Origin of the sequence: Brevibacterium sediminis, from assembly GCF_013623905.1 — a bacterium.
In the GTDB taxonomy this organism is placed as follows: Bacteria; Actinomycetota; Actinomycetes; order Actinomycetales; family Brevibacteriaceae; genus Brevibacterium; species Brevibacterium sediminis.
In genome coordinates this window covers 62,586-74,517 of the sequence record NZ_JABKDD010000002.1, presented here as the reverse complement: position 1 = coordinate 74,517, position 11,932 = coordinate 62,586, and the positions used below count along the sequence as shown (strand labels likewise).

11 protein-coding genes are annotated in these 11,932 nt (G+C 66.4%); 7 read left to right on the top strand and 4 right to left on the bottom strand.

What is annotated here, in order from left to right:
• The first annotated feature begins 84 nt into the window (after positions 1-84).
• Positions 85-657, top strand: a complete 573-nt coding sequence (locus HK108_RS04820; RefSeq protein ID WP_181270712.1) for a DUF2306 domain-containing protein — start codon at positions 85-87, stop codon at positions 655-657.
• 63 nt (positions 658-720) lie between these two features.
• Here HK108_RS04820 and HK108_RS04815 read toward each other — a convergent pair whose 3' ends face one another.
• Positions 721-1,047: a GNAT family N-acetyltransferase gene (locus HK108_RS04815; protein ID WP_139468185.1), complete on the bottom strand. Its 327-nt coding sequence runs from the start codon at positions 1,045-1,047 to the stop codon at positions 721-723.
• A 165-nt stretch (positions 1,048-1,212) separates the two neighbouring features.
• On the opposite strand from HK108_RS04815, the gene HK108_RS04810 reads away from it, so the two are divergent.
• Entirely contained in the window at positions 1,213-1,800 is a 588-nt protein-coding gene (locus tag HK108_RS04810) for a GNAT family N-acetyltransferase (RefSeq protein ID WP_139908914.1), read from the top strand.
• 143 nt (positions 1,801-1,943) lie between these two features.
• On the opposite strand, the gene HK108_RS04805 is transcribed toward HK108_RS04810, so the two are convergent.
• Both HK108_RS04805 and HK108_RS04800 read right to left on the bottom strand, forming a co-directional pair.
• Entirely contained in the window at positions 1,944-3,317 is a 1,374-nt protein-coding gene (locus tag HK108_RS04805; RefSeq protein ID WP_181270711.1) for an SLC13 family permease, read from the bottom strand.
• A 209-nt stretch (positions 3,318-3,526) separates the two neighbouring features.
• The gene (locus tag HK108_RS04800) at positions 3,527-4,663 is read right to left on the bottom strand and encodes a YeiH family protein (RefSeq protein WP_181270710.1); all 1,137 of its coding nucleotides are present in this window, start codon (positions 4,661-4,663) and stop codon (positions 3,527-3,529) included.
• Between the two features lie 86 nt (positions 4,664-4,749).
• Here HK108_RS04800 and HK108_RS04795 point away from each other — a divergent pair, with 86 nt between their 5' ends.
• From HK108_RS04795 to HK108_RS04775, 5 genes are all read left to right on the top strand, one after another.
• Positions 4,750-5,667, top strand: a complete 918-nt coding sequence (locus tag HK108_RS04795; RefSeq protein WP_181270709.1) for a LysR family transcriptional regulator — start codon at positions 4,750-4,752, stop codon at positions 5,665-5,667.
• A gap of 176 nt (positions 5,668-5,843) precedes the next feature.
• Positions 5,844-7,031: a trans-sulfuration enzyme family protein gene (locus tag HK108_RS04790; protein WP_181270708.1), complete on the top strand. Its 1,188-nt coding sequence runs from the start codon at positions 5,844-5,846 to the stop codon at positions 7,029-7,031.
• Complete coding sequence (locus tag HK108_RS04785; protein ID WP_181270707.1) at positions 7,031-7,603, top strand: GNAT family N-acetyltransferase; 573 nt, start codon at positions 7,031-7,033, stop codon at positions 7,601-7,603. The genes HK108_RS04790 and HK108_RS04785 overlap by 1 nt, the downstream gene beginning before the upstream one ends.
• Before the next feature lie 231 nt (positions 7,604-7,834).
• A complete protein-coding gene (locus tag HK108_RS04780) occupies positions 7,835-8,596 on the top strand; it encodes an enoyl-CoA hydratase (protein WP_181270706.1) in 762 nt (253 codons plus the stop codon).
• Between the two features lie 237 nt (positions 8,597-8,833).
• Complete coding sequence (locus HK108_RS04775) at positions 8,834-10,465, top strand: long-chain-fatty-acid--CoA ligase (protein WP_181270705.1); 1,632 nt, start codon at positions 8,834-8,836, stop codon at positions 10,463-10,465.
• Between the two features lie 49 nt (positions 10,466-10,514).
• Here the strand turns inward: HK108_RS04775 and chrA are convergent, their stop codons facing one another.
• Positions 10,515-11,843, bottom strand: a complete 1,329-nt coding sequence (gene chrA / locus HK108_RS04770; protein ID WP_181270704.1) for a chromate efflux transporter — start codon at positions 11,841-11,843, stop codon at positions 10,515-10,517.
• Positions 11,844-11,932: the final 89 nt, after the last annotated feature.

Below are 11,932 nucleotides of genomic sequence, written 5' to 3'. Positions count from 1 at the left end.
GTCCTCGACGACGGTGAATGGATAGTGGAAGCGGCGTTCACTATCCACGTTGCCACACTTGGTTAGTGACACTATCTTAATGACATGTTCTCACTCTTCATCGCCATCCATGCCATCGCCGCCACGGGTGTCGTCCTGCTGGGACCTATCCAGATCATCCGCCGCACCAAGGACCGCAAGCACCGTTTCATCGGACGGTCCTGGGTCATTCTCATGTACTTCGTGTGCACCAGCGGAATGTTCATCTACTCGCTCACCGGTTCCTTCACGCTCTTCCACGCCCTGGCGATCTGGACCTTCATCTCCACCACGCTCGGCGTCATCGCGATCCGCCGTGGCAATGTCCGCCGCCACATCGGAATGATGGTCGGCTCCTATCTGGGTGCACTGATCGCAGGCATCTTTGCCGCTGCAGTCCCCGGACGAGAGATCCCACAGCTGGCAGTCAGTGACCCAGGACTGCTGTGGTCACTCGTCGCCGCGGTCATCGTGGCAGTCACCGCCTGGGCGATCTTCGTCCTGCGCTTCGTCTCCGGACACGACCGTCAACAGGAGATCGTCGAGAGCGCGAACATCGTGGGCAATGCAGAAGAAGGCGCCAGCGGCGAACCGCTGACGCCCGCGAAATTAAGCGAAGCAGGCCCGGTCACTGCGTAATGACGACTCTGGGGTGCGAGTTGACGTCCCCGGGCAGGGAGCTGACGAGACCGAGCGTGACGCTCAGGCGACGAACTTGTCGAACTCGTCGTTCTTGACCAGGAAATTCTGCACGTAGGAGCACGTCGTCCGGAACTTCAGCCCCTCCTCGGCGCTGGTCTCCAGTGCATAGCGCACCAGCTTGGCGGCCAAGCCGCGGCCGCCCCACTCGGGGGACACCTCGGTGTGGGTGAAGATGCGCACCGGGCCGTCGGCGGTGTCATCGGCACTCGCCTCACGGTCGATGTAATCGACGAGACCGATGACCTTTCCGGAGTGGGAAACGGTGAAGCGTTTGGCCGCAGCATCCTCGGTGATGGTGAAGGTCTCTCCCGAGATGTCGATGTCCATGGTCATTCCTCCCGAATGTCCGTGCCGGCGGCACTGCGCGATGGTCGTCGGCGTTCGATCGGCGATCGCCGCTGTCCTGACAACTGACACTATAGTTCTGTTTCTGAGGAAGCGACTAGCCTGGTCTGACGCAGCCGACCGGACGATCTTGAAGGAGTCCCACCTATGACCGCACACCCCTCGGCGACCCTGGTCGACGCGCACCGCCAGAAGCTGCGCGCAGTCGGATTCGAGGTCACCGAACTGACGTCCGCCGACATTCCCGACTACGTCGAGCTCGTGTCTTCGGCCTACCGCGGCGAGGGGTCGAAACAGGGGTGGACCACCGAGGCGGACCTGCTCGGGGGACAACGGCTCGACGGTCCGATGGCTGAGGACATGCTCGCCGAGGCGGACTCCCAGATCCTGCTCGCCCGCGATGATCAGGGTCGTGCCGTGGCCAGCGTCTATGTGCGAGAGCCCGAAGACGGAGCCTCCTACCTCGGGGTGCTCGCAGTCTCTCCGCTGGGACAGGGCAAAGGGCTGGGGTCGTTGCTCATCGGCCTCGCCGAGGCGTGGGTGGCCGAACATTGGGGTGCGACGTCGATGCGGATGAGCGTGATCAATAAGCGTGACGAACTCATCGCCTACTACGAGCGCCGCGGCTACGTGCGCACCGGCGAAATCGAGCCCTTCCCCTACGGCGACGAACGTTTCGGGCTGCCGAAGGTCGATGACCTGGAATTCGTGTTGCTGGCCAAGCCCTTGAGCTGAGGGGCGGCAGAAGCGTGGTTGCAGCCGAAGAACGGGTTGCAGTCGGAAAATAGGTCAGCATCGGACACTTCTCTCTGTTGGAGAAAAGTGACCGATGCTGACCTATTCTTGGAGGCCCTGGAACCTGGCCCTGGCGCTCAGCCTCAGAACATCATGGCGGGCACGACGAGGCCGCCGACGAGCGCGACCGGTCCGATAACGACCATCGACATGCCGAACTTCACGAGGATGCGGGTCAGGCGCGGCTTGTCCTCGACCGGGGCGGTCGCGACGACCGTGGCACCCAGCGTCGAGAACGGTGAGACGTCGACGACCGCCGAGCACACGCCCAGAGCGGCGATGAGTGCCCAGCCGGGAACCCCACCCGCGGCGATGAGCGGCAGAGCCAGCGGCACGAGCGCGGCGAGGATGCCCGTCGTCGATGCGAAGGCCGAGACCAGGCCGCCGACGATGCAGAGGACGAAGGCGGCGATGAGCGGCGAACCGATCGACTCGGCGCCTTCGCCGAGCAGGTCGACGGCTCCCATGTTCTGCAGCACGCCGACGAAGGTGATGATGCCGCCGACGAGCAGCGCGGTCGGCCAGTCGATCTTCGGGATCGCGGCCTTGCCCGTCTTCGGGTCGACGAGCGCGAGGATCGCTCCGAACATGAAGCAGAGCAGGCCGATGTCCGGTTCCTGACCGAGGGCCGCGAGCACGACCACGGTGCCGATGAGGCCGACCATGAAGATCACGGTGAGGATCTGTACGAAGGTGAACGGCTTGGATTCTCCCGCCACGTCGGTGGTGGAGGAGTCGAAGAGCGCTTCGTCTTCGTCATCCTCACCGAAGGCGACACTCGACGCCGAGGCGGAGCCGCGGGAGATCTTCGACTGGGTGCTCCCGGCCGAAGCATGCTCGGCGGCCGCCACCGTCGTCTTCGAGAACAGCGACCGACCGTACATGAAGTAGGCGACGACGAGCATAACGAGGTAGACGGCCACGGCGATTCCGAAGAGCAGGAATGGGGAGAGGTCGATGCCGGCATCGTGGGCGGTCGAGTACGTGACGATTCCGTAGAGGCTGGTCGGGGCGAAGCCGCCGGCGCCGATGGCGAAGCAGATCGCCAGTCCCATGAGCGCGTAGTCGACGCCGTACTTGCGGGCGACCTGCATGCCCACCGGCATCATGACGAGGCCGGCCAGTGGGGCACCCATGGCCGCAATGCAGCCCGTGATGACGAAGAACACCGCGGGCAGCAGCACCGCCGAGGATCCGACGCGTTCGAGGGCCCAGTCGATGATTTTGTCGACGGTCCCGTTCTCCTGCGCGATCGCGAAGAAATAGGTGACCCCGGCCAGCAGGATCATGATGTCCAAGGGGAACTCGGCGATGATGTCGTCGATGGCCATATCGGTGAAGAGGAGCCCGGTTCCGGCCGCGCCGACGAGCATGAGCACGCCGATCTGCACGCCGCGGACAGCGCCGATGGCGAAGAGGGCGACGAATATGAGCAGAGCAATGATCTGAGTGAGCATGATGTCCTTGCGAAGGCTGAAGCGACACTGAGCATCGCTGGCTGATTCGCTGAGAGACTACCAGTGTTACCGGCGGGTACCGCTGAGGCGTGTCCGATCCGTCGGAAAGTCCCGATAGACGGAAAATCCTCCCCAATTGCTACCTGACGGCGGCCCAGCAACCTCGCGCGAGGTTGCTGGGCCGCCGTCAGGTAGCAATTGGGGAGGGGTTAGGTGAGGAGGATGGCTCCGCCGAGGGCGATGAGGGCGACGATGATCGTGACGAGTGCGGCCAGGGCGATCGGCCGGGCGCCGAGGTTCTTCAGTGATCGCCACTGCACTCCGCGGCCGAGGGCGAACATCGCCATAGCCAGGCATACTGTCTGGATCCAGCTGAGTCCGGTGACCGCGATCTCGGGCAGCAGGCCGAAGGTGCGCAGGGCCGCCATGATGAGGAAGCCGACGACGAAGAGCGGAACGATCGGCGGACGTTTGCCCTGCGCCGGAGTCTGCTTCGCCGCGATCGACACCGACCCGCCGGTCGACACCGACCCCGCGGCCGATGCGCCAGACCCGTTGCTCTCTCCACCCGACCCCGCACCTGCGGAGGTCTCGGCGGAACCGGCGGCCGCCTCGGTGTCGGTGTTCGTCAGTGCTCTGTCCTCGCTGCGGCGCACTGCGTAGCTGAACACGGCGACGGTGGGGGCGAGCATGATGACGCGGGCGAGTTTGACGAGGACGGCGATCTCGAGGGCCGCGGGGCCGATGATCCCGCCGATCGCCACGACCTGGGCGACCTCATGGGTGGCGGCACCGCCCCACATTCCGGCGGTCTCCGGGGACAGACCCAGGGCGGTCGAGAGTCCGGGCACGATCGCGATCATCAGGGTTCCGAAGAGGACGACGAGGCCGATCGCGGCCGCCACATCCTCCTTCTTCGACTTCAGAGTCGACTCAACTCCGGCGACGGCGGCGGCACCGCAGATGCCGAATCCGCTGCCGATGAGCACGGCCAGGGGGCGGTCGACCTTGAGCGGTCCGGCCAGGGCCAGGGCCGAGAGGATGCCAGCGGCGACGATGACGGCAGCGAGGACGAGAACGAGCCACCCGAGGTCGAGGATGTCGCCGAGCACCACCTGCGCGCCGAGGGCGACGATGCCCAGGCGCAGCAGCGGCTTCGCGGCGAAGTTGAGTCCGGGCATGAACGCCTCGGGCAGGGTGGGCACGAGATTGCCCAGAAGGATTCCGAGCACGATCGCCACGAGCAGCGGTGAGAGCACGGGGGCGAGCATGGAGATCGGCCACGCGACGGCCGTGGCCACAGCGGCGACGGCGAGTCCGGGCAGGAGGGAGGCGAAGCGGTTCATGACTTCAGTCTGTCAACGCCTGCACGGTCGCAGTAGACGGTGATTTCTTAGCAACCCATATGGATCTGATATGTCATGATGAGCATATGCACGACCTCGGGAATATGAAGAACTGGCCCGAGCTCCAGGCTCTGGGGCTGCTGGTGGCCCTCAGCGGCAACGCCAGGTCGATCGGCCAGGCCGCGGCGAAACTCGATCTCGCCCAGCCGAATGCCTCCCGCAGCCTGCGCAACCTCGAACGCGATCTCAAGGTCCCGCTGCTGCGGCGCTCTCCGCGGGGTACCGAACTCACCGTCGAGGGCCGCGCCGTCGCCGAATGGGCGTCGAAGGTCATCGAAGCCTACGACACGCTCTACGCCGGCGCCCGCGCGATCCAGGACGCTCGCGCCGGAACCGTCAAGGTCAGCGCTTCGCTGACGGTCGCCGAATACCTCATGCCCCACCACCTCACGACCTTCCGCGCCGCGCACCCGACGATCGACATCGGTCTGTCGGTGGAGAACTCCGCGACCGTCATCGACCGCGTGCGCCGGCAGACCTGCGACCTCGGGCTCATCGAATCCGTGTCCCTGCCGCAGGACCTCAACGCCGAGGTGGTCGGCCGTGACCGACTCATGATCGCCTGTGCCCCGGACTTCACTCACGCCTGGACGAAGCCGATCAGCGCCGAGGAGCTGGCGCAGGTGCCGCTGCTGGTACGTGAGATCGGTTCGGGCACCAGGGAAGTCATCGACGCGGCACTGGTCGGAGCTGGGGGAGTGCGCGTGGCGGGGGAGTACGGATCGAACTCCGCCCTGCGCATCGCCGCCGCCACATCCGTGGCCCCGGCCGTTCTGTCCGAACTCGCTCTGCGTGACGACTTCCGAGCCGGACGTCTGGTGCCGCTGCCGGTGGCCGACGACGTCGACCTCACCCGCGAACTCCACGCCGTATGGGCCGGGAGCCGGCGGCAGTCACCCGGGGCACGTCTGCTGCTCGAGCACATGGTCGACAGCCTCGAGTGACAGGATCCGAACGACGGGACCCGAGTGAAGGCGCCTAAGTGAAGGGGGCCCGAGCAGGTCGAAGTCTCCGCGCCGTCCGAAGCAGCGGACACCGGGCGAACACTTCAGAGTTACGGAAACGTGTCCGAAATATCGCTGTCGATTCCGTGAGATGCGGTGAGGCATATATTGGGGACATGACACAGCCCGAGCCAGCCTCCTCTCCCGCCCGTCATCCCGAGTTCGCTCCGGACACCATCGTCGTCGAGACCGGACGACCTCAGCGCGTCGATGGCGCCTCGGTGAACCCGCCGATCGATCTGTCCTCGACCTTCGTGAGCGCGGGCGACATCTCGAACTCGCCCTATGCCTATGCCCGCTTCGACACTCCCGCATGGACGCCCTTCGAAGAGGCGCTCGGCCAGCTCGAACATGCAGGCCTGCCCGGACTGGTCTTCGGCTCCGGCCTGGCGGCGATCTCGGCCGTGATCAGCCTCGTGCCCGCCGGAGGCACCCTGATCATCCCCACCCACAGCTACCAGGGAGCGCTCGCCTCAGCCGAGCAGATCGCTGGGCGGCAGAACTTCGACCTTGTCACCGTCGATATCGCCGACACCGAGGCGGTCATCGCCGCCCTCGACGAAGCGGGGCACGCGACGGCGGGCGAAGCCGCATCCCCGGGGATGCTGTGGATCGAATCGCCGACGAACCCGATGCTCGAGGTCGCCGACGTTCCCGCGCTGACCGCGGCGGCCAAGGACCGTGGATTCCTCGTCTCCGTCGACAACACCTTCGCCACCCCGCTGCTGCAGACCCCGCTCGACCTGGGCGCCGATATCGTCGTGCACTCGGTGACGAAATACCTCGCCGGGCACTCCGACGTCGTCCTCGGTGCGGTCGTGACCAGCAGCACCGGACTGCGCGAAGATCTGCACACGGAACGATCCATGCGGGGCGGAATCGCCGGTCCCTTCGAGGTCTGGCTGGCCCTGCGCGGACTGCGCACCCTGGCGGTGCGCCTCGACCGCGCGCAGGCCAACGCCCAGGTCATCGCCGAGCGCCTCGCCGCCCACCCGGCCGTCGTCGAAACCCGCTACCCGGGCCTGCCGAACGACCCCGGCCACGCCCGCGCGTCCGCGCAGATGAACGGATTCGGCGCGATCATCTCCTTCACCGTCGCGACCGCGGACAAGGCCACCGCCATCGCCGAGGCGGTCCGACTGTGGACGCCGGCGACCTCCCTGGGCGGGGTGGAATCCCTCATCGAACGGCGCCGCCGTCATCCTTCTGAACCGGTAACTGTGCCCGAAGGGCTCATCCGGTTGAGCGTGGGCATCGAGAACCTCGACGACCTGTGGGCCGACCTCGAGGCGGCCCTTGCCTGATGAGGCAGACGCCCGACTATGTGCTCGACCGCCCCAGCGTGGACGACCTCGACCAGTTCTTCTCCATCGACTCCGACCTGCGGGTCTGGACGCACCTGCCCAGTGGCCGTCTGACCGATGAGGAAGAGGCCGAAGCGATCCTCGTCCGACTGGCCTCGCAGTGGGAACTCGACGGAATCGGACCCTGGATGGTGCGGCAGATTCCAGGCGGGGACATCCTCGGCCATTGCGGCTGTTCGCTGCGCGGAGTCTCCGGCCCCGGTGCCTCACGCGGCACACCCGGAGCGTTCTGGAACCTCGGATACCGGTTCCGGCCCGAAGCGCAGGGACGTGGCCTGGCGACAGCGGTCTCGCGGGAGGCGATGGAGGCTGCGGCAGACATCGACCCGGAGCTGCCGGTCGTGGCGTATCTGCTCGAGGTCAATACCGCCTCGGCGGAGGTCGCTCGCAGGCTCGGCCTCGAACTCGTTCACCGCGCACCCGACGCCGGCAATCCCGACCCGACCGCCGTCCGCCTGGTCTTCGCCGACCGGGAACTCACGGCCGCCCAGCTCGACGCCACATTGGCTTGAGCACGACGCATTCCGCCGAGAAACGGGCTGCGTGTCGAGACACGGGTGTGCGCGGGCGTTTCTCGACGCTTGACCCGTTTCTCGGCGAAGAACGAAGCTGCTCGGGTCTGTGACGCAGATCAACTTAACGTACGTTAAAGTGACGGTAGATGCTTCGGCCTGCCTGAGCGCGGACGGAAGCAGAAGCCCCGAAAGCTACCCGGATCATCGGATTCGTACGAAGGAGTCGCATTGTCCACCAGTGTTCTCACCGAAGTCAGCGGCGATGTCACGACCGTGACCATCAACCGTCCGGAGAGCCTCAACGCGCTCAACGAGGAGACATTCCAGGCCATCGGCACCGCGTTCACCGAGGCGGCCGCGAAATCCCGTGCCATCATCCTCACCGGCAGCGAACGGTCCTTCAGCTCCGGGGCGGACCTGCAGGGTGGAGTGGCGAAGCGCGAAGGCATCGACCTCGCCGGAGCGAATAGGATCATCGCCGCGATCCTCGACCTGCCCATCCCCACGATCGCGGCGGTGTCCGGGCCGGCCGCCGGCATCGGATGTTCCCTCGCCCTGGCCTGCGATTATCTGGTGATGAGCGAGAAGTCCTATCTCATGCTGCCGTTCACGAAGATCGGGCTCATGCCCGACGGGGGCTCGACCGCCCTGGTCGCCGCCTCGGCCGGACGCCACCGGGCCCTGCGCCTGGCGCTGACCGGAGAGAAGCTGCAGGCCGCCGACGCCCTCGACTGGGGACTGGCCAGCGAGGTCGTTCCGGCTGGAAGCCACCTGGAACGTGCCGGAGAAGTCGCCGCGGTCTTCGCGCAGGGCCCGACCCGTGCCCTGGCAGCTTCGAAGCGAGCGATCAACCGGGCCAGCCTGGCCGAACTCGACGCGTCCTTCGCCCGCGAGGTCGAAGGACAGGATGCGCTGCGTGCGAGCAACGACTTCGCCGAGGGGGTCGCTGCCTTCCTCGACAAGAGGGCACCCGGCTTCACCGGGGAATGATTGTGGGTCGGCGCGGACGAAACGGTTCATGACTGCCAGACCGCACGCTGGTCCAAAGCGGCCGGACCGCAGACCGGTTGATAACTGTTTGACCACGAATCAAGGCATCTGCATCCGCACCGCCTCCCCACCTGATGTGATGGTGACGACCGCCCACCACGAAACCGGCGATCACGATTCTTTTCCCGTCGCGGCCACAGCGACGAGGAGGGACCGGAGCACGAACGAAGGAGTCTCATGCTGACAGGAATTCCGTCCACCCTGGGCGACAGCTACCAGCTCAACACCACCAGCCTCATCCGCCATGCAGCCACCGTCTTCGGTGATGCCGAGGTCGTCTACCGCCGTTCGGACGGATCCTGGGGCCGGTCGAACTACGCCGACGAGTTCAAGCGCATGGCGCAGCTCGCGCACGGCCTCGCCGACCTCGGCGTCGGTGCCGGCTCCATGGTCGGAGTCCTCGACTGGAACTCTCGCCGCCACCTCGAGCTCTACTTCGCCGTGCCCGGTGTGGCCGCGACTATGCTCCAGCTCAACCTGCGCCTGGCTCCCGAGGACCTCGCCTACGTCGTCAGCCACTCGAAGTCGGACTGGATCTTCGTCGACGAATCGCTGCTGACCGTCGCCGAATCGCTGGCACCGAAGCTCGACGTCAAGGGCTGGGTCGTCATGACCGACAAGCCGATCGCCGAGATCGAGACGAGCCTGACCAACGTCGTCTCCTACGAAGACCTCATCGCGGAGAAGTCCGAGACCTACGACTGGCCCGTCGTCGACGAGAAGACCGCCGCCTACGCCGGATACACCACCGGCACAACCGGCCGCCCCAAGGGTGTGTACTACTCGCACCGGTCGATCTACCTGCACACGATGGGCGGTCTGGCCGCGCTCCACGCGAACTTCGACGACTGCGTCATGCCCATCACCCCGATGTTCCATGTGCTGTCGTGGGGCTTCCCGCAGAATGCTGTGGCCGCCGGCGCCAAGCTCGTCCTGCCCGGCAAGTTCGCCGCCGAGGAATTCGGTGCCATCGCCCAAGCCTTCGTCGAGGAGAAGGTCACCCTGGCCAACGGCGCCCCCGCCATCTTCGGGCCGATGCTGCAGATGATGAAGAAGATGCCGCAGGCCCCGGACCTCAGCGGTGTCCGTCTCGTCTCCGGGTCGTCCGAGCCGCCGCTGTCCATGATGCGCGGGTTCAAGGAGGTCACCGGGGCCGACGTCATCCACGGCTACGGTGCCACCGAAACCACCCCGCTGGCGTCGACGAACTGGAAGATCCGTCCCGGTCTCGACCTCGACGAGGAAGAGAAGTGGGACCTCAAGCGCTCGCAGGGCCTGCCGATCATCGGTGTCGAAATGAAGACCGTCGACCCCGAGGGCAATGAGCTGCCACGCGACGGAAAGTCCATGGGCGAGCTCCTCATGCGCGGACCCTGGATCACCGAGTCCTACTACCAGCTGCCCGACAACGCCGACCGGTTCCTCGACGGGTGGTGGCGCTCGGGCGATGTCGGCACCATCGATCAGTACGGCTACCTGAAGATCACCGACCGACTCAAGGACGTCATCAAGTCCGGAGGCGAGTGGATCTCGTCGATCGACATGGAGAACGCGATCCTCGACAACCCCGACGTCAGCGAGGCCGCCGTCATCGGCGTCCCCGACGAGAAGTGGGATGAGCGTCCCGTCGCCTACGTTGTGGCCAACCCCGGCGCCGAGGTGACCCGGGACTCGATCGTCGAAACGCTGAGTGCTCGTTTCGCCAAGTGGCAGATGCCCGACGAGGTCAGGGTGGTCGAGGAGATGCCGCGCACCTCGGTGGGCAAACTCGACAAGAAGCTGCTGCGCAAGGACTGGGAACAGTCCTGATCACAAGGCTGATCCGGGCAGCGATCGGTCGAGCCCCGGGCCTGACCGATCACAGCAGCAGCCAGCCGAGCACCCCGGCGCCGATCACCGTCGTCCACGCCGGGACCTTCCACATGGTCCCGGCGACGAAGGCGGCGACGGCCAGCGCCAGGGTCGCAGGCGAGGTGATCCCCTCGACGAACACTGGATCGTAGAGCGCGGCCCCCAGCAGCCCCACGACGGCGGCATTGACTCCGGTCAGTGCCGCCGTCGCCGGTTCCCAGGCACGCAGCCGTTCCCAGAACGGCAGGATCCCGACGACCAGCAGACCCGCCGGAAGGAAGATCGCCAACAGGGCGATACCGGCACCGAGGATGCCGCTCGGTCCCGTCGTCATCGACGCTCCGAGGAACGCCGCGAAGGTGAACAGCGGACCGGGAACGGCCTGTGCTGCACCGTAGCCGGCGAGGAATGTGTCGTGGCTGACCAGACCGGTGGGCACGAGTTCGGCCTCGAGCAGGGGCAGGACGACATGACCGCCGCCGAAGACCAGGGCCCCTGCTCGATAGAAGATGTCGATAAGGCGAATGGTCGTATCCCCGGTCGCCGCGGCGAGCGCGGGCAGTCCGAGGAGCAGAGCGGCGAAGGCGATGAGGGAGGCGATGCCCAACCGTCTGGCACCGCGGGAGCCGATGCGGCTCTCGGGAGTGTGCGAGCCGACCGCGGCAGCTGCTGATCCGGAGGCGGAACTGGGAGCGGTCGCAGATTCGGGAGAGGCCGCCTCCGCGGGGGAGGATTTCTCTTTCCCACTTTCGTCGGGCCGTTTCAGCCAGACGAGGCCGAGAACTCCGCCGAGGACGATCGCGGCGATCTGGATGAGCGCCGTCGGCACCATCGAATCCGGGATGACGAGCATGAGGGTGAGGGCGGCAGCGGCGATGCTCGCACGACGAGCATCCGGGGTCAGAGTTTTCGCCATCGACTGCACGGCACCGGCGACGACGGCCACCGCGGCGGCCTTGAGCCCGAGCAGCCACCCGGCATCCCCGAGGTCACCGAAGGCCGAGAGCCCCAACGCGAAGAGGGTGAGCAGAATCGCCGACGGCAGAGTGAAGCTCACCCACGCGGCCGCGAGCCCGGGCAGGCCCGCACGGCGCAGCCCGAGTCCCATGCCGACCTGGCTCGACGCAGGGCCGGGCAGCATCTGGCACAGGGCCACGAGGTCGGCGTACTCACGGTCGTCCAGCCAAGAACGGCGGCTGACGAAGGTCTCGCGGAAGTACCCGAGGTGGGCGACGGGACCGCCGAACGACGTCAGGCCGAGGCGCAGGAACGATCCGGCCACCTCGGCGAGGGGTGCCGGACCAGGCGGCTGTGTGGCCGCCGTATCACTGTTCATCGGTCCTCCGCTTCGCTCAGGTGAACACCTCAGTGAACACGTATCAGGTGACGCCGAGGTGAACGGGACAGCTGCCGGCAGTGCGAGCA

Excerpts from the sequence above, each read along its gene's own strand:
- HK108_RS04820 (WP_181270712.1), top strand. The coding sequence starts at position 85 with ATGTTCTCACTCTTCATCGCCATCCATGCCATCGCCGCCACGGGTGTC.
- HK108_RS04815 (WP_139468185.1), bottom strand. The coding sequence starts at position 1,047 with ATGGACATCGACATCTCGGGAGAGACCTTCACCATCACCGAGGATGCT.
- HK108_RS04810 (WP_139908914.1), top strand. The coding sequence starts at position 1,213 with ATGACCGCACACCCCTCGGCGACCCTGGTCGACGCGCACCGCCAGAAG.
- HK108_RS04805 (WP_181270711.1), bottom strand. The coding sequence starts at position 3,317 with ATGCTCACTCAGATCATTGCTCTGCTCATATTCGTCGCCCTCTTCGCC.
- HK108_RS04800 (WP_181270710.1), bottom strand. The coding sequence starts at position 4,663 with ATGAACCGCTTCGCCTCCCTCCTGCCCGGACTCGCCGTCGCCGCTGTG.
- HK108_RS04795 (WP_181270709.1), top strand. The coding sequence starts at position 4,750 with ATGCACGACCTCGGGAATATGAAGAACTGGCCCGAGCTCCAGGCTCTG.
- HK108_RS04790 (WP_181270708.1), top strand. The coding sequence starts at position 5,844 with ATGACACAGCCCGAGCCAGCCTCCTCTCCCGCCCGTCATCCCGAGTTC.
- HK108_RS04785 (WP_181270707.1), top strand. The coding sequence starts at position 7,031 with ATGAGGCAGACGCCCGACTATGTGCTCGACCGCCCCAGCGTGGACGAC.
- HK108_RS04775 (WP_181270705.1), top strand. The coding sequence starts at position 8,834 with ATGCTGACAGGAATTCCGTCCACCCTGGGCGACAGCTACCAGCTCAAC.
- chrA (WP_181270704.1), bottom strand. The coding sequence starts at position 11,843 with ATGAACAGTGATACGGCGGCCACACAGCCGCCTGGTCCGGCACCCCTC.